At 64.3% G+C, this 17,078-nt stretch carries 11 protein-coding genes; 4 read left to right on the top strand and 7 right to left on the bottom strand.

Annotated elements, in window-relative coordinates; translation table 11 throughout:
• Window positions 1-216: 216 nt before the first annotated feature.
• The 5 genes from Q0K12_RS07290 to rpoZ all read right to left on the bottom strand — a co-directional run bounded on the left by Q0K12_RS07290 (window position 217) and on the right by rpoZ (window position 9,311).
• Window positions 217-1,428, bottom strand: coding sequence for an acetate kinase (locus Q0K12_RS07290; protein WP_297261518.1), 1,212 nt, complete (start codon window positions 1,426-1,428; stop codon window positions 217-219).
• Window positions 1,429-1,508: 80 nt separating this feature from the next.
• Window positions 1,509-3,608: a phosphate acetyltransferase gene (pta, locus tag Q0K12_RS07285; RefSeq protein ID WP_297261516.1), complete on the bottom strand. Its 2,100-nt coding sequence runs from the start codon at window positions 3,606-3,608 to the stop codon at window positions 1,509-1,511.
• 101 nt (window positions 3,609-3,709) lie between these two features.
• On the bottom strand, window positions 3,710-7,243 hold the full coding sequence (gene nifJ / locus Q0K12_RS07280; RefSeq protein WP_297261514.1) for a pyruvate:ferredoxin (flavodoxin) oxidoreductase: 3,534 nt from the start codon (window positions 7,241-7,243) through the stop codon (window positions 3,710-3,712).
• Window positions 7,244-7,953: 710 nt separating this feature from the next.
• Window positions 7,954-9,069, bottom strand: a complete 1,116-nt coding sequence (gene dnaJ / locus Q0K12_RS07275) for a molecular chaperone DnaJ (RefSeq protein ID WP_297261512.1) — start codon at window positions 9,067-9,069, stop codon at window positions 7,954-7,956.
• A 2-nt stretch (window positions 9,070-9,071) separates the two neighbouring features.
• Window positions 9,072-9,311 carry a DNA-directed RNA polymerase subunit omega gene (gene rpoZ, locus Q0K12_RS07270; RefSeq protein ID WP_296304060.1) on the bottom strand — a complete coding sequence of 80 codons (240 nt, stop codon included), beginning with the start codon at window positions 9,309-9,311 and terminating at the stop codon, window positions 9,072-9,074.
• A gap of 319 nt (window positions 9,312-9,630) precedes the next feature.
• On the opposite strand from rpoZ, the gene Q0K12_RS07265 reads away from it, so the two are divergent.
• From Q0K12_RS07265 to Q0K12_RS07250, 4 genes are all read left to right on the top strand, one after another.
• A complete protein-coding gene (locus tag Q0K12_RS07265) occupies window positions 9,631-10,440 on the top strand; it encodes a tRNA 2-thiocytidine biosynthesis TtcA family protein (protein WP_297261510.1) in 810 nt (269 codons plus the stop codon).
• 34 nt (window positions 10,441-10,474) lie between these two features.
• The gene (locus tag Q0K12_RS07260; protein ID WP_297261508.1) at window positions 10,475-11,371 is read left to right on the top strand and encodes a M23 family metallopeptidase; all 897 of its coding nucleotides are present in this window, start codon (window positions 10,475-10,477) and stop codon (window positions 11,369-11,371) included.
• Between the two features lie 108 nt (window positions 11,372-11,479).
• Window positions 11,480-12,706: a dicarboxylate/amino acid:cation symporter gene (locus Q0K12_RS07255; protein WP_297261506.1), complete on the top strand. Its 1,227-nt coding sequence runs from the start codon at window positions 11,480-11,482 to the stop codon at window positions 12,704-12,706.
• Window positions 12,703-13,992, top strand: a complete 1,290-nt coding sequence (locus Q0K12_RS07250; protein ID WP_297261504.1) for an L-serine ammonia-lyase, iron-sulfur-dependent, subunit alpha — start codon at window positions 12,703-12,705, stop codon at window positions 13,990-13,992. Before Q0K12_RS07255 ends, Q0K12_RS07250 begins: the two co-directional genes overlap by 4 nt.
• Before the next feature lie 382 nt (window positions 13,993-14,374).
• On the opposite strand, the gene Q0K12_RS07245 is transcribed toward Q0K12_RS07250, so the two are convergent.
• Both Q0K12_RS07245 and Q0K12_RS07240 read right to left on the bottom strand, forming a co-directional pair.
• Window positions 14,375-16,018: a hypothetical protein gene (locus Q0K12_RS07245; RefSeq protein ID WP_297261502.1), complete on the bottom strand. Its 1,644-nt coding sequence runs from the start codon at window positions 16,016-16,018 to the stop codon at window positions 14,375-14,377.
• Window positions 15,996-17,000 (bottom strand): lysylphosphatidylglycerol synthase transmembrane domain-containing protein, encoded by a 1,005-nt coding sequence (locus Q0K12_RS07240; protein ID WP_297261500.1) that lies wholly within the window; start codon window positions 16,998-17,000, stop codon window positions 15,996-15,998. Before Q0K12_RS07240 ends, Q0K12_RS07245 begins: the two co-directional genes overlap by 23 nt.
• Between the last annotated feature and the right edge of the window lie 78 nt (window positions 17,001-17,078).

Here is a 17,078-nt window from a genome sequence, read left to right as displayed (position 1 = left end):
GCGAGGCAGGAGCCTTACGGACATCGACAGCAGAGCGCGACCGAAAGGCGGCCCGAGGGGCCGTGTCCGTTAGGCGACGAAGGAGCCTTACGGACATCGACAGCAGAGCGAGGGGTTCCCCTTCCCCCCAAATAAACAGCGAATAGTGTCAACAGGCCCTAACGCAAGAAGGCCCTGCCGGAGCAGGGCCTTGCGGGACGGAGAAAGAGGCTGGGGCTAGCGGCCCACGATCTCCAGGGTGGCCTGGGCGATCTGCAGTTCCTCGTTGGTGGGGATGACCAGCACCTTCACCCGGCTGTCCGGGGTGGAGATGGTGCGGGCGCCGGGACGGCGGGTGCTGTTTTCGGCAAGGTTGAGGTGGATGCCGAATTCTTCCAGACCCTTGCAGACGGCTTCACGCACGATGTCGTCATTTTCGCCGATGCCGGCGGTGAAGACGATGGAATCCACCTTGCCTTCCAGCAGGAAGAAGTAGCTGCCGAGGGTCTTCTTGATGCTGCGCACGAGCATGTTCAGGGCCAGTTCGGCGCGCTTGTTGCCGTTTTCCACTTCCTTGTGCACGTCGCGCATGTCGGTGAAGCCGCACAGGCCCAGCAGGCCGGACTTCTTGTTCATGAGCGTGTCCATCTCGGCGGGGCTGAGCTTTTTCTTCTCCATGACGAAGGGCACGATGGCCGGGTCGATGGAGCCGCAGCGGGTGCCCATGATGAGGCCTTCCAGAGGCGTGAGGCCCATGCTGGTGTCCAGGCACTTGCCGTCGCGCACGCAGCTCATGGAGGAGCCGTTGCCGAGGTGCATGGTGATGGAGCGCAGATCCTTCAGCGGCTTGCCCAGATATTCGGCGGTCTTCTTGGCGATGTACTTGTGAGAGGTGCCGTGGAAGCCATAGCGGCGGATGTGCAGCTCTTCATAAAGCTCGTAAGGCAGGCCGTACATGTAGGCTTCCTGCTCCATGCCCATGCCGAATTCGGTGTCGAACACGGCCACGTTGGGCACGCCGGGGAAGAGCTTCTCACAGACTTCGATACCCATGAGGTTGGCCGGATTGTGCAGGGGGCCAAGCAGGAAGCAGTCGCGGATGATCTTCTTGACGTGGTCGTCCACCTTCACCGGGTCGGTGATGGATTCGCCGCCGTGCAGCACGCGGTGGCCGATGGCGTGGATCTCGCTCTTGTCCTTGATGACGCCCTTTTCCGTATCGGTCAGCAGGGCGATGACCAGTTCCATGGCTTCCACGTGGGTGGGGAAGGGAGCTTCCTTGACGATCTTTTCTTCCTGGTCGGTATCAGGAGCGATTTTGTGGGACAGACGGCCCATGTCCTGGCCGATGCGTTCGGCCACGCCGGAACAAAGGACGGTCTCGGTCTCCATTTCCAGCAGCTGATATTTGCAGGAAGAGGAACCGGCATTGATCACAAGAACTTTCATGGCAAGACTTCCTTATGGTTGATGCCGCCCGGACACGACGGCTGGTGCGTCCGGGCGGCGATGGTGTGCGATGATCAGATCTACTTGTGCTTTTCGGCGGCGGCCTGCACGGCGGTGATGGCCACGGTGTTCACGATGTCCGGCACGGTGCAGCCGCGCGAGAGGTCGTTGACCGGCTTGTTGAGGCCCTGGAGCACCGGGCCGATGGCCACGGCCTCGGCGGCGCGCTGCACGGCCTTGTAGGTGTTGTTGCCCGTGTTGAGGTCGGGGAAGATGAAGACCGTGGCGCGGCCGGCCACCTTGCTGTCGGGGAGCTTGGTCTTGGCCACGGAGGGATCGATGGCCGCGTCGTACTGGATGGGGCCTTCCAGCAGGAGGTCGGGGGCCATTTCCTTGGCGATGGCCGTGGCTTCCTTGACCTTGTCCACATCCACGCCCTTGCCGGAGGTGCCGGTGGAGTAGGACAGCATGGCCACGCGCGGCTCGATGCCGAACACCCGCGCCGTATGGGCCGAGGCGATGGCGATTTCGGCCAGCTGCTGGGCCGTGGGATTGGGGTTGACCGCGCAGTCGCCGAAGGCCAGCACGCGGTCCTTGAGGCACATGAGGAAGACCGAGGACACCACCGAGAAGCCGGGCTTGGTCTTGATGAACTCGAAGGCCGGACGGATGGTGTGGGCGGTGGTGTTCACCGCGCCGGAGACCATGCCGTCGGCGTCGTCCTTCTTGACCATCATGGTGGCGAAGTAGGTGGCGTCGTTCATGATGTCGCGGGCGGTCTCGGGCGTGATGCCCTTGGCCTTGCGCAGTTCGTAGTAGGTATTGGCGTAATCGTCGAAGCGCGGCGAGGTGGCGGGGTTCTCGACGGTGGCGCCGGAGATGTCCAGATTGAGGTCGCGGGCCTTCTGATGGATGACGTCCGGGTTGCCCAGCAGGATGATGTCCGCCACGTCACGGCGCAGCAGCACGTCCGTGGCCTGGAGGATGCGCTCTTCCTCGCCTTCGGCCAGCACGATGCGCATCTTTTTGGTCTTGGCGCGCTCGATGAGGTTGAACTCGAACATCATGGGCGTCATGCGCGAGCTGTTGGAGCTGAACTGCAGACGCTTGCTGATCTCCTTGGAGTTCACATGGTGGGTGAACAGGCCGAGGACGGTATTGATCTTGCGGGTGTCCGTGGGCTCGATGTAGCCGGACACTTCGTGCAGGGCCATGACGCTCTGGTAGGTGAGCGTATTGGTCATGAGAATGGGCAGGGGCGAATTGGTCCAGCCCTCGATGAGCTCGCAGACCTCGACGGGCGGCTTCATGCCGCCGGTGAGCAGCACGCCGGCGATGTCCGGCTTGGAGGAGGACATACGGGTGCCGATGGCGGCCAGCAGGATGTCCGTACGGTCGCCGGGCGTGATGATGAGCTGGTCCTTCTCCACATATTTGAGGAAATTGTCGATGTGCATGGCCGCGATGAGGTAGGAGCCGACCATGGTGTCGAGGCGGTTTTCCCCGTAGAGCACTTCCGCGCCGAGGCTCTTCTTCACGTCGTACATGGTGGCCTTGGCGATGGTGGCGTCGTCGGGGATGGCGTAGACGAGGGCGCGGTGCGCCTCGGTGCTCAGCGCGTCGCGGATCTCGTCCAGTTCCATCTGGGAGAGATGGCCGCGGTTGATGATGGTGGCGATGACCTCCAGCGAGTTTTCGTTCATGGTGGCCATGACGTTCTGGAGGCTCTGGCGCAGGTCGTCGGCCGGATGGTCGCCGTTGACCACCAGCATGACCGGGCAACCGAGGTTGGAGGCGATCTCCGCGTTGAGCTCGAATTCGTAGACCGCGTCCTTGCCCAGGAAGTCCGTGCCTTCCACAAAGACGAATTCGTGTTCGGCCTGCAGTTTCTTGAACTGCTTCATGATGGTCTCGATGACCAGATCATGGTCGCCGCGGTTGATGACCTTGCGGGCCTCCTCGTGGGTGTAGACGAAGGTCTCCGCATAGTCCTGCCGCAGTTTGAACTGCTCCATCATGAGGTGGATGTCCGGGTCGCGGTCGGTCATCTGGGGGGTGTTGATGATGGGCCGGAAAATGGCCACGTCGCGCATACTGAGATTGAGCATGTGCATGATGCCCAGAGCCGCGGCGGTCTTGCCGGACAGAGGGCCTGTGGCGGTGAGATACAGGGCGTTCATGTTTCCTCCAAAGGCGGCAGCGGGGCTGCCATACTCAAAGCCCGGGCTGCGCAAGGGGGGTACGGCGCAGCCCGCCGTACCCCCGTGGTATGCGTGAGGCGTTAGCTGTTGCTGCCGGGCAGCGGCAGTTCAGCCATTTGCTTGTACATGGCGAAGCGTTCCATGTAGGACTTGTCGAGCTGTTCCTTCAGCTGCTGGGCCACGTCGGGGGCCTTCTTGTCCAGGGCCGCAAAGCGGGTCTCCCCGGCCAGGAATTCCTGCAGGCCGCCGTTGGGCTCCTTGGCGTAGTCGAGCTGGAAGGGGTTCTTGCCTTCCGCGGCCAGGGCGGGGTTGTAGCGATAGAGGGGCCAGTAGCCGGTCTGCACGGCCAGCTTGGCTTCTTCCATGCTCTTGCCCATGCCCTTGCGCAGGCCCTGGTTGATGCAGGGCGCGTAGGCGATGATGAGCGAGGGGCCCTTGTAGGCTTCGGCCTCGCGGAAGGCCTTGACCACCTGCGCCTTGTCCGCGCCCATGGAGATGGACGCCACATAGACGTAACCGTAGGTCATGGCCATGCGGCCCAGATCCTTCTTGCCCATGCGCTTGCCGGAGGCGGCGAACTGGGCGATGGCGCCCAGCGGCGTGGACTTGGAGGCCTGACCGCCGGTGTTGGAGTACACTTCGGTGTCGAAGACCAGCACGTTGATGTCGTCGCCGGAGGCCAGCACATGGTCGAGGCCGCCGTAGCCGATGTCATAGGCCCAGCCGTCGCCGCCGAAGACCCAGACGCTCTTCTTGGTGAAGAGGTCGCCCATGTGCCAGATCTCGTGGGCCAGCGGGCTGCCGAAGTCTTCCAGGTTGGCCAGCACGCGTTCGCCGTATTCGCGCGAACCTTCGGCGTCGTCCTTGTGGGCCAGCCAGCCTTCCATGGCGTCCTTGAGTTCGGGAGAGATGCTCTCGTCCTTCAGGGATTCCTGCACGAGCATGGCCAGGCGGTTGCGGCGCTGCACATAGGCCAGGCCGATGCCGCAGCCGTATTCGGCGGCGTCTTCAAAGAGGCTGTTGCCCCAGGCCGGGCCGAAGCCGTCCTTGTTGGTGGTGTACGGCGTGGTGGGCGAGGAGGCGCCCCAGATGGAGGAGCAGCCCGTGGCGTTGGCGATGAGCATGCGCTCGCCGAAGAGCTGGGTCAGCACCTTGGCGTAGGGCGTTTCGCCGCAGCCGGCGCAGGCGCCGGAGAACTCGTGCAGGGGCTGCTGGAGCTGCGAACCCTTGACGCTGTCGCGCGGCATGAGGTCGTCCTTGAGGGCGACATGATCTTCGGCGAAGGCCAGGTTGACCTTCTGGGCCTCGATCTGGGTCTCCAGCGGCTTCATGACGAGGGCCTTTTCCTTGGCCGGGCAGACGTCGGCGCAGGAGCCGCAGCCGAGGCAGTCCTCGGCGTAGACCTGCATGCGCATCTTGAAGCCCTTGAGTTCCTTGCCCTGGGCGTCCTTCACCTCGAAGGTCGCGGGCGCGCCTTCCAGTTCGTCGTCGGAAGCGATGACCGGACGGATGGCGGCATGCGGGCAGACGAAGGAGCACTGGAAGCACTGGATGCAGTTGTTCACCTGCCATTCGGGCACGAGGATGGCCGCGCCGCGCTTTTCGCAGGCGGCGGTGCCCAGCGGCATGAGGCCGGCCGGCTCCATGGCGGAGACGGGCAGCTTGTCGCCGCGCTGGCCGAGGATGGGACGCACCACGTTGCGCAGGTAGTCGTCGTCGCCGCAGTGGCAGACTTCCGCACCTTCGGTGGCATTGGCCCATTCGGCGGGGTATTTGATCTCTTCAAGGGCGTCCATGCCCTTTTCCACGGCGGCGATGTTCATGTTGACGACCTTGTCGCCCTTCATGCCGTAGGTCTTCTTAATGGATTCCTTGAGCAGCTCCACGGCGTGCTCGAAGGGGATCACGTTGGCCAGCTTGAAGAAGGCCGTCTGCATGATCATGTTGATGCGGCCGCCGAGGCCCACTTCCGCGGCCACCTTGACGGCGTCCACGTTGTAGAACTTGAGCTTCTTGCGGGCGATGGTGCGCTTCATGGCGGCGGGCAGGTGCTTTTCCATGTCGGCCAGCGACCAGTTGGAGTTCAGCACGAAGGTGCCGCCTTCCTTGGCGCCTTCCAGCACGTCGTACTGAGTGACGTAGGAGGACTTGTGGCAGGCGATGTAGTCCGCCTGGGTGATGAGGTAGGAGGACTGGATGGGCGCCTTGCCGAAGCGCAGGTGGGACACGGTGAGGCCGCCGGACTTCTTGGAGTCGTAAGCGAAGTAGGCCTGGGCGTACATGTCCGTATTGTCGCCGATGATCTTCACGGCCTGCTTGTTGGCGCCCACGGTGCCGTCGGAGCCGAGGCCGAAGAACTTGCACTGCACGGTGCCGGCGGGCACGGTGTCGATCTCCTCGTCCACGTCAAGGGAGAGGTTGGTCACGTCGTCGCGGATGCCCACGGTGAAGTGGTTCTTGGGACCCACGGCCAGCATGTTGTCGAACACGGCCTTGGCCATGCCGGGCGTGAAGTCCTTGGAGCCGAGGCCGTAGCGGCCGGCGACGAGGGTCGGGGCCTCGCCCTTTTCCATGAAGGCGGTGCACACGTCCTGATAGAGCGGATCGCCGAGGGAGCCGGGCTCCTTGGTGCGGTCGAGCACGGTGATGGTGCTCGCCGTGGCCGGGATGGCCTGCATGAGGTGGGCGGCGGAGAAGGGACGGAACAGGCGCACTTTCACCAGACCCACGCGCTGGCCGCGCTGGTTCAGGTAGTTCACCGTCTCCTCGATGACTTCACAGGAGGAGCCCATGCTGATGATCACGCGGTCGGCTTCGGGATCGCCCACATAGTCGAACAGCTTGTATTTGCGGCCGGTGATGGAGGCCACCTTCTGCATGTTCTCCAGCACGATGGACGGCACCATGTCATAATACAGGTTGCTGGCTTCTCGGTTCTGGAAATAGATGTCCGGATTCTGGGCCGTACCGCGGATGTGCGGGTGCTCGGGGTTCATGGCGTTGTTGCGGAACTCTTCCACCTTGTCCCAGCTCACCAGACCGCGGATATCTTCATAGTCGATGAGTTCGATCTTCTGCACTTCGTGCGAGGTGCGGAAACCGTCGAAGAAATGGCAGAAGGGCAGGCTCGAGTCGATGGCGGACAGATGCGCCACCAGCGCAAGGTCCATGCATTCCTGCACCGAGGAGGAGCAGAGGAAGGCAAAGCCCGTCTGACGGGCGCTCATGACGTCCTGATGATCGCCGAAGATGGACAGGGCGTGCGAGGCCAGCGCGCGGGCCGACACATGGAAGACGCCGGGCAGCAGTTCGCCGGCGATCTTGTACATGTTGGGAATCATGAGCAGGAGGCCCTGCGAGGCCGTGAAGGTGCTGGTCAGCGCCCCGCCGGAGAGCATGCCGTGCACGGCGCCGGCCGCGCCGGCTTCGGACTGCATTTCCCGCACGAGCACTTTCTGGCCCATCAGGTTGATCGCGCCGCGGGCGGCCATTTCGTCCACCACTTCGCCCATGACGGACGAGGGCGTGATGGGGTAGATGGCCGCCGTGTCGGACAGGGCGTAGGCAATGTGCGCGGTGGCGTTATTGCCGTCCATGGTTTTCATCTTCGCCATTATGATCCTCCTTGCGCCCGAAGGCGCTCTTTTTGGCTAAAGCAGGCCAGAGGCATGGCGTCCCGTTCTCCGGCAGGGTGCGGCAAAGCGGGAGAAAATGCGCTGCTGGCATGGTCAGGGTGTTGTCTCCCGCGGCTTCGATGCGGCAGGAGGCAGGGCGTCGGGGATGCTTCCTCGACATGTCCAGAGCCTAGCAAGAAATTGATTGATTGAACAGTCTATTTTGACGCATTTTCTGAAAACTTTCTGCGCTCCTTGCAGAAAGGCAGGAAAATCAGCATGTTGTCATTTTTTCTTTGACAACGTGTCCGCCGCGTGGCTGCGGCGGAAGACCGGTCGTGGCGGAGCTGATCTGCTGTCCTGCCTCACCCTAGCCTGTCTTGGACAGGGGTGCAAGCACTGCGGAACATTCTCCGGGTCAGGGGACGAAAGGCCGTCGCACGGCGGACGCGGGGGCAGGGAAGCGTGGGGAGGGGGTGCGTCCTGGCGGAGGCGGCCTTGCGCGGCAGGACAAAAACAGGGGGACGCTGTGCGTCCCCCCTGTCGTCTGCGATCATGTATCGTACGTGTCCGAGAGCATTTCCAATGTGAAGCGCGTTGCGTTTCACACCATACGGCCTGGCGTTTCGCGGAAAAAACGCGGTTTTTCCGCTCACTTTGGGCCGGGCGGCGCTGTGCCGCCGCCTCGCGTTTGTTTTTGATAAAACGCTCTAGTCGAGCCCGATCTTCTTGCCGATCTTCTTGCCGACTTTCTTGGCCTTGTCGAGCAGGCTTTCCTCGCCCAGGGATTCGAACTCGCGCAGCAGTTCCTCCTGCCGTTCGGAAAGCTTGGTGGGCGTCAGCACCTTGACCACCACCAGCAGATCCCCGCGCTGGCTGCGGCCGGGATAGGGCATGCCTTCGCCCTTGAGGCGCAGGGGCGTGCCGCTCTGGATGCCCTTGGGGATCTCCAGCGGCAAGGGGCCGTTGAGGCCCGGCACTTCGACGCGATGGCCCAGCGCGGCCTGCACGAAGCTGATGGAGCACTCATAGATGAGATCCTGCCCCTGACGGTCATAATGCTTGCTCGGGGCCACATGCAGCACCACATAGAGGTCGCCGGGCGGGCCGCCGTGCACGCCGGCTTCCCCTTCGCCGCGCACGCGCAGGCGCGTGCCCGTGTCCACCCCGGCCGGGATGCGCACCACGATCTCCCGCACGTTCTCCACCACGCCGTCTCCCTTGCAGCGGGGGCAGGGCGTGGCGATGACCTGGCCCGTGCCGTGGCAGGCGGGGCAGGGCATGGCCAGTTGGAAAAAGCCCTGCGTGCGGCGGACCTGCCCCGTACCGTTGCACTGGCGGCAGGTCTCCGGTTTGGTGCCGGGCGCGGCGCCGCTGCCCTGGCATTCGGGACATGGCTCATGACGGGGCAGCTTGAGGGGGATCTCCGCGCCGGTGGCCGCCTGCTCGAAGCTGATCTCCAGATTGTAGCGCAGGTCGGCCCCGGCCATGGCCCGGGGGCCGCTGCGGCCCGTGCCGCCGCCAAAGCCGAACAGATCGCCGAAAATATCGCTGAAATGGGCGAAGATGTCGTCCGTACTGCCAAAACCGCCCGCGCCGCCCTGGAGGCCGGCATGGCCGAAGCGGTCATAGCGGGCGCGCCTGTCGGCATCGCGCAGCACGTCGTAGGCTTCCGCGGCTTCCTTGAACTTGCGTTCGGCTTCGGCATCCCCGGGGTTGCGGTCCGGGTGATACTGCATGGCGAGCTTGCGGTAGGCCTTTTTTATCTCGTCTTCCGAAGCGTCGCGGGCCACGCCCAGCACTTCGTAATAATCGCGTTGCGCCATGACTAGCCTTCGCTGTTGGGGGCCTCTTGACCTTCAGGCAGCGGCGTGTACAGGCTCATGTCCTCGGGCATGACCTTGCCGGCGGCGATCTCGCGCAGGGCGGTCACCACTTCCTTGTTGCGGCTGTCCACCAGCGCCTCGTAACCTTCGCGGTACTGGCGCACGCGCTTGATGGCCATCTGCACCAGCAGAAAGCGGTTGTCCACGCGTTCCTGACAATCTTCCACAGTAATACGGGCCATGCGTCCTCCTTCTTGGTTGGCGCGGGGCTGTCGCAGGACGGCTCCGACAGGGCCTCACCCGCCTTGCCGGGCCGTTCCCGTCCGGGGCAGGGACGAAAAGAGCCGTGCCCGGGAACGGACGCGGCGGCAAGGCTCAAATTTGTTGTAACGCACAATCTTATGTGTCTCCCCCTCTTCTGTCAAGGGAAGATGGCCTTCCCGCCGTGTGGCGGCGCGCCGGGCGATCCGCTCCTTGCGGCAGGCGCTTCGCCTCTTGACGCGGGGCGGGCCTTCATGCGACATGCCGCCCTGCGGGAACCGCCCGCAGGCAAGGGGAACCATGCGCGAAAAACGATCCTATGCCCAGGAGGTCTGCGTCAAGGGCGCGGGCAAGGCCATGCAACAGGCGGGCATGCTCTGGCCGGGCTGCCGGGTGGGAGTGGCCGTCTCCGGCGGCGTGGACAGCTTCGTGCTGCTGAAGAGCCTGCACATCCGGCAGGGCATCGTCCCCTTCCGCTTCGAGCTCATGGCCATACATCTCAATCCGGGCTTCGATCCGCAAAGCCACGCCGCGCTCCTGCCCTGGCTCGCACGGCACGGCATCGCCTCCCATCTGGAAGTGACGGACTACGGCCCGCACGCGCATTCGGAGGAGAACCAGCGCCGTTCTCCCTGCTTCCGTTGCGCCTGGCTGCGCCGCAAGCGGCTGTTCGAGCTCTGCGCCCGCTACCGCCTGACCCATCTGGCGCTGGGCCACAATGCCGACGATCTCGTGGAGACCTTCTTCCTCAACCTCTGCCGCAACGGCCGTGTGGACGGCATGAGCATGAACGAACCCTTTTTCGGCGGCAAGCTGCGGCTCATCCGTCCGCTGCTGCTCGTGGAAAAGAAGTACATCCGCAAGGCCGCCCAGCAATGGGAACTGCCCATCTGGGCCAACGTCTGCCCCTCGGCGGGGCATTCGGCCCGCAGCGACATGAGCGCCACGCTGGAGCATCTCTACGCCGTGGCCAAGGATTCGCGCCGCTGCATCGGCAACGCGCTCACCCGCTGGCAGCTGGACAAGCACCGCAACGATGCCCTGACGCGCGACGCGGCGCAGGACGCTTCCGCTCCCGGCGACAGGGCCCGCGGCGGAAGCGTGCGTTGACAGCGGCCCGCATGGCGGCTTAGAAGCAGAAGGTATGCTCCTCGGCAAGTACCATATCGTCATCTTCCGCGAAGGGCGCAGCGGCAGCCGCAATGTGCGGCTGCGGGGCTGGTTCGGCTTCGTCTCCTGCATCATCGTGCTGGCGCTGGTGGGCTGCAACGTGTGGTTGTGGCGGGAATGGCTGCAGAACCGGCATCTTGAGGAATCCCTCACCAATACCGAACGGCGTCTGGAGGATCAGCGCCGGCAGCTTTCCCTGCTTGGCGGCAAGCTGGGCGAGGTGACGCAGGATCTGCAGCGGGTACGCAATTTCGACAGCAAGCTGCGCATCATGATGAACATGGAGCAGGACCCCGCCGAGGTGGGGGACGATCAGGTGGGCAGTTTCGCCCATTCCTACCTGCCCATGCACCGGCAGGAACTGGCGGCCCGCAAGATGCAGGACTTTCTCGATTCCCTCTCCGACGCCGTGCGGCTGGAAGAGGTGCGCCAGCAGGATCTGCTCCATGCCCTGCGCGACAACCGCGACGCCCTCTCCACCATGCCGACCATCTGGCCGGTGGTGGGCTTCGTGACCTCGGGTTTCGGCGCGCGCTCCGCCCCCTTCGGCGGCGGCAGGCGGCAATTCCACAAGGGGCTGGACATCTCCAACCGCACGGGCACGCCCATCATGGCCACCGCGCAGGGGACCGTGCTCAAGGCCGGACATGACGGGGCCTATGGCCTCTGTGTGGAGATCAACCACGGCGGCGGCATCGTCACCAAGTACGCCCACATGCAGCGCTTCGTCGTGCAGCCCGGCCAGTACGTCAAGCGCGGCGAGGTCATCGGCTACATCGGCATGACCGGCCGCACCACCGGCCCGCACCTGCACTATGAGGTCATCCTCAACGGCGTACCGGTCAATCCCATGCGCTATATCCTCGAATAGAGCGTAATGCTCCAGGGGGGCCGCCGCGTTGCGTGCCCCGGCGCTGTGCGCTATACAGGTTCCGGCTCGTACTCTCGCGGGCCGGAACTTTATTTTGGGAGGTGCAGTATGGCTGCCAAGGCGGGGGACTTCTCCCTGATCCTCAAACTGCTGGCCGGCATCGTCATCGGTGCGCTCGTCGGCACGTACATCGGCAATAATGCCGACAGTTCGCTCAACCATGTCATGGACGTGGTCGTGTCGTTGCGGCACATTTTCGGACAGATCATCTTCTTCCTCGTGCCGCTGGTCATCGTCGGCTTCATCACGCCGGCCATCGTGCGCCTCGGCCAGAACGCCAGCAAGATCCTCTTCACCGCCGTGGCGCTGGCCTATGCCTCGTCGCTGGGGGCGGCGCTCTTTTCCACCATCTCCGGCTACGCCATCATCCCGCATCTTTCCGTGGCCAAGGAGACGGAAACCCTGCGCAAGCTGCCGGAAATGGTCTTCCGTCTGGACATCCCGCCGCTGTTCAGCGTCATGAGCGCGCTGGTGCTGGCGTTGCTGTTCGGCGTGGCCATCGCCTGGACCAGGTCCGAGACCCTGAGCCGTCTTTTCAGCGAGCTGGAACGCGTCATGAGCGCGCTGGTGGTGCGCATCATGATCCCCATCCTGCCCTTCTTCGTGGGCCTCTCCTTCCTCGGCCTCGCCTATGAAGGTTCCCTCAGCCTGCATCTGCCGGTCTTCGTCTCCATGGTGCTCATCGTCATCGTGGGGCACTTCATCTGGCTGGCCCTGCTCTACGGCATCGGCGGCATCCTCTCCGGCCGCAATCCCTTTGAGGTCTGCCGCCACTATACGCCCGCCTACCTCACCGCCGTGGGCACCATGTCCAGCGCGGCCACTCTGCCCGTGGCTCTGGAATGCGCCCGCAAGTCCCGCGTGCTGAGCCGCAACATGGTGGAATTCATGGTCCCGCTGGGCGCGACCGTCCATCTCTGCGGTTCCGTGCTCACGGAGACCTTCTTCTGCATGACCCTGCATCTCATGCTCTACGGCAGCCTGCCCAGCGTGGGCGTGATGCTGCTGTTCTGCGTGCTGCTGGGCATCTTTGCCGTGGGCGCGCCCGGCGTGCCCGGCGGTACGGTGGTGGCCTCGCTGGGCATCGTGACCGGCGTGCTGGGCTTTGACCAGAACGGCGTGGCCCTGCTCATCGCCATCTTCGCCCTGCAGGACAGCTTCGGCACCGCCTGCAACGTCACCGGCGACGGCGCGCTGACCCTCATGCTGGAAGGCATGTTCAATCGTAACGGCGAGCTCGGCCCGTTGCAAAACGGCGCATCGGAGCAGGCATGAGTCTGGCCCCTGAAGATCGCAAGGCCATCATCGGCCTGCTGCACAAGGAAGTGGTGCCCGCGCTGGGCTGCACGGAGCCCATTGCCGTGGCGCTCTGCGCGGCCCGCGCCGCCGAAGCCCTCGGCTGCCGTCCCCAGTCGCTGGATGTGGCGGTGAGCGCCAATCTGCTCAAGAACGGCATGGGCGTTATGGTGCCCGCTACCGGAGAGATGGGCCTTGCCGTGGCCGCCGCCGCCGGGGCGCTGGGCGGCAAAAGCGCCCTCGGGCTGGAATGCCTGCGCGATCTGGACGCCGCTACCGCGGCCGCCGCCCGCGACATGGCCGCCGGCGAGGCCGTCGTCCTCCATCTGCCGGACAATGAGGATCTGCTCTACTGTCTCGTGACCGCCTCGGCCGATGGCCGCACCGCCGCCGCCGAACTGCGCGACAGCCACGACAACATCACCCGTGTCTGGCAGGACGGCGTGCTCGTCAGCGACACGGCGGCCACGCCCGCCCGGCAGGAAGAAGGGACGACCGTCTGGCCCCTGAGCATGGCCCGCATCGACGAGTTTGCCCGTACCGCGCCGCTCGAGGAGATCAGCTTCATCCTGGACGCCGCCCGCATGAACCGTCAGGTGGCCGAGGAAGGCCTGCGCACCCAATACGGCCTCGGCGTGGGCAAGATGGTGGATGCCCAGATCCGCCGGCATGTGCTGGCCGACGATCTGCCCACCTTCGCCATCAAGCTCACCGCCGCCGCGGCCGACGCCCGCATGGCCGGCGTCATGATGCCGGTCATGAGCAATTCCGGCAGCGGCAATCAGGGCATCACCTGCACCATGCCGGTGGTGGCCTGCGCCATCCGCCAGGGCTGCGACGACGAACAGCTGACCCGCGCCCTCATCGTCAGTCACCTGACCTCCATCCACATCAAGCACCACCTCGGCCGCCTCTCCGCCCACTGCGGGGCCATGGTGGCCGCCACCGCCGCCGCCTGCGGCATGGCCCTGCTCATGGGCGGCGGCCTGCCGGACATGGAACGCACCATCCGCAACATGGTCGGCAACGTGGCCGGCATGATCTGCGACGGCGCCAAAAGCAGTTGCGCCCTCAAGGTCGCCACCGCCGTCAGCGCCGGTATCCAGGCCGTGCTGCTCGCCCTCGACGGTACCGTCGTCCCCGGCAACGAAGGCATCGTGGACGACGACATCGAATCCTGCATCGCCAACCTCGGCCGCCTCGGCTCCACCGGCATGAAAGAAGCCGACAAGGTCATCCTCGATATCATGCTCCACAAGGCATGATGTTTCGTTGAGTCTCTTTTCGGGGAGGGGGACCTTTTGTGGACAAAAGGTCCCCCTCCCCGAACCCCTCCCCTCCAAAAAACTTTATTTGTCCAGACGTCGGACGTCACGGCATGGGAAGGCGTCGCCTGACCGCAAGCCAGCCAAACTCTGTACAAAAACACAGGCCGGACGGTTTTTCTCTGTCCGGTTTGTGCTTTTTCGTATCGCCGGGGGACGTGTCGGCCACGCGTCAGCTTGGCGAGTCACGTCGTCCGTCATGGACCCCGGTAAAAGTTTGGGGAAGGGAGAGGGGGAGCGCGAGGGGGAGAGGGGAACCGTTTTTCAAAACGGTTCCCCTCTCCCCCTCGCAACAACCTCTATATCCCCAATAATCACATCATCATTTTTTGTGGGCGTTCCTGACGAGCAGGTAGCGGGCATTCTCCCAGACGACGGGGCCCACCTCCGCTTCCAGACGTGCGCGGTCCTGCGGGCGTTCGCTCAGCAGATAATCCGGGTTCGTGGAAAGTCCTTCCTCGATGTAGGCTGACGGCGAGCTCTTGAGTCCGGCTTCGATGCGTTCCCACTGATGCAGCGGGCCAAGCCCCTTGGCGTAATACAGCAGACAGGCGTCTTTCCAGCCGTAGGTGAGGGGGCGCAGGGCATTGTAGCGGATGGCCTGATCCTCACCGGGGAAGAAGATGCTTTCTCCGGGCCGGGTATGCGTGCCGAGGGCGCTGATCATTTCCGCCCGCCGAAGCAGCGGCCCGTATGCCGCTTCGTAGCGATCCGCATCAAGCCGGTTCCAGTACCAGGCCAGGGCGCTGCGCGCCATATCCTGCTGGCCGCCGCAGAAAAAGCCGATGACCAGCCCCAGGCAGACGAGGCAGGCCGCCGTCCGCTGCCAGAGCGGGCGCTCCCGCTGCATGCCCACCCGGCGCAGCAGGATGTTGGCACCCAGAAAAATGAGGCAGATGGCAAAAAACGGCAGGAAACGGTGCACACGCACAAGGTCGAACTCCATGTGCATGCGGCCCAGGGCCCGGCTGATCTCCTGATCCAGCACGAAAAGCAGGATGACCACATAGACGCCCGCGATCCAGAGCCAGATATGCTTGCCGAACAGCCGTTCACGCGGCGTGCCATGACGAAAGATCATCCAGGTGCCCCACAGAGCGAGCGGGATGACCGGCAGCAGGGTATACTGCCGCAGGAACTTGCCCATGCCGTAAAGATATTCGGCGTATTCGATATCGAAACGCGTGCGCAGAATGTGATCCATGAAAGCCACGTCTTCCGGGCCGAGCCTGACGCCCGAGGCGTGCGTATAGGTCAGGGCATAGGGCGTCATGACGGCGAGGAAGCAGCAGCCCGTCGCCAGCAGCCGCAGCAGATGGCGGGACAGGGGCGTCCCCTGCGGACGGCTGAAGGCAAAGCCCAGCCACAGGCCCGCCGCCACCGGCAGCGCGCTGATGGAGTGTACATAGACGAGCCCGCCCAGCGCGGCCATGAAGAGCGGCCACCAGCGCGGCTTGTCCAGGAGCGCGAAGTAGACGCAGAGAAAGAAGGCATACAGGGCATTGAACAGGCTGCGCGGCGTATAATCGACGTAGCCCGCTCCCCAGTAGGTGCCCCAGGGCGTCCAGTAGCACAGTCCCATGAGGATGGTGAAGATGAGTGCTTTCCAGCGGTCCCGGAAAAAGAGGATGCCCAGCAGATAGAAGGCGAAATAGTGCAGAAAGACGCTCAGGCCGGTCACTTGCAGGTAGGCGATGCCGTAATTTCCGTCATCCGACGCCAGCCAGTCCACGAGCTGCACCAGCGGCGTCACATGGGTAAGGTACTGGCTTTCCACGCCGTAGACGAAATCCTGCGCGAATTTTTCTGGATGCCCGTAGGCGGCGGCGATGGAAGCGTACATGGCCGAATCGGTGGAGAGCCATACGCCGTCGACGGAAGCGCCCATCCTGCCGTAGTGCAGGAGCACGGCAAAGAGCAGCATGCCCAGCACCGCCGCCAGATCAAATCGTGTCGCCTTGTCCATCTATCCTCCGGGAACTTTCCGGCTGATCCGCCGCCTTCCAGAAACCACGGCTGCCGTTGAGCAGGAGCGCGGCCAGCGCGGCGGGGAGAAAATGCAGGGCATGGGTATACAGCGCGATGCCCAGGGCGGCGCTTTGCTCCACGCCGAACCAGGAAAGACTGAGCACCATGGCGCCCTCGAAAACGCCCAGGCCGCCCGGTGAGGAAGGGATGGCCATGCCCAGACAGGTCACGGCAAAGACCGTGAGCATCTGTACCCCGTCGAGAGGCAATCCGGCCACCAGACGAAGCGAAATGACGAAACTGGCAAAGTAGCAGCTCCAGGTGCCCAGCGAGAGGACAAAGCCTCGCAGCACCCGGGGAAGCGATATCTTGTCGATGATCTGTTCATGCAGGCGGCTGCAGAGCGTCGCCATGCGGCCCGGGAAGAAGCGGGCATAGGCGGCATGGAACCAGGCCGACCAGCAGCGGAGGCAGAAGAACAGGCCGCCGCCCCCCAGCACGAGCAGCACCGGCAGCAGCAGACGCTGCCCTGTGCCGAGCAGCGTATAGGCCAGCAGGGCCACGCACAGCAGGGACAGGACATCCAGCAGCCGTTCCCAGAGGATGATGGAACTGACGTCGAGCAGGGACATCCCGGTCTTGCGGGTCAGGAAGACGACCTTCATGGCGTCGCCGGCCTTGGCGGGCAGGATGTTGTTATAGCCCACGCAGAGCAGCACGGCCTTGAGGCTCAGGGCATAGCGCGTGCCCGCGGACAGCAGCGTGTGCAGACGCAGCCCCATGCAGGCATAATCCAGCGCCAACGCGCCCAGGGAAAGCCCCACGGCCCAGGGCGCGTAGCCGCGCAACGCCTGCCAGAGCAGCGGCAGATCCACCCCCGCCAGGGCGTAGGCCAGCGCGCCCAGACTGATGGCCGCCTGCAGGAGAAAGAAGAGGCCGCGGCGGGAAAAAAGCGCCGCCGGCATGCCGGGGCTAGCCATGCGCTCGCCCCCTGTCCGCCTTTGCGGACGTTGCCGCCGAAGCGGCGGGGACGGGCGGGGAAGCAACGCGGAGACGGG

Origin of the sequence: uncultured Desulfovibrio sp., from assembly GCF_944324525.1 — a bacterium.
GTDB lineage: Bacteria > Desulfobacterota > Desulfovibrionia > Desulfovibrionales > Desulfovibrionaceae > Desulfovibrio.
Note: the sequence above shows the minus strand (reverse complement) of the source record. Positions and strands in the feature narration are given on the sequence as shown.

Coding starts and splice junctions, on each gene's coding strand:
- Q0K12_RS07290 (WP_297261518.1), bottom strand. CDS start 1,428: ATGAAAGTTCTTGTGATCAATGCCGGTTCCTCTTCCTGCAAATATCAG.
- pta (WP_297261516.1), bottom strand. CDS start 3,608: ATGAACGCCCTGTATCTCACCGCCACAGGCCCTCTGTCCGGCAAGACC.
- nifJ (WP_297261514.1), bottom strand. CDS start 7,243: ATGGCGAAGATGAAAACCATGGACGGCAATAACGCCACCGCGCACATT.
- dnaJ (WP_297261512.1), bottom strand. CDS start 9,069: ATGGCGCAACGCGATTATTACGAAGTGCTGGGCGTGGCCCGCGACGCT.
- rpoZ (WP_296304060.1), bottom strand. CDS start 9,311: ATGGCCCGTATTACTGTGGAAGATTGTCAGGAACGCGTGGACAACCGC.
- Q0K12_RS07265 (WP_297261510.1), top strand. CDS start 9,631: ATGCGCGAAAAACGATCCTATGCCCAGGAGGTCTGCGTCAAGGGCGCG.
- Q0K12_RS07260 (WP_297261508.1), top strand. CDS start 10,475: ATGCTCCTCGGCAAGTACCATATCGTCATCTTCCGCGAAGGGCGCAGC.
- Q0K12_RS07255 (WP_297261506.1), top strand. CDS start 11,480: ATGGCTGCCAAGGCGGGGGACTTCTCCCTGATCCTCAAACTGCTGGCC.
- Q0K12_RS07250 (WP_297261504.1), top strand. CDS start 12,703: ATGAGTCTGGCCCCTGAAGATCGCAAGGCCATCATCGGCCTGCTGCAC.
- Q0K12_RS07245 (WP_297261502.1), bottom strand. CDS start 16,018: ATGGACAAGGCGACACGATTTGATCTGGCGGCGGTGCTGGGCATGCTG.
- Q0K12_RS07240 (WP_297261500.1), bottom strand. CDS start 17,000: ATGGCTAGCCCCGGCATGCCGGCGGCGCTTTTTTCCCGCCGCGGCCTC.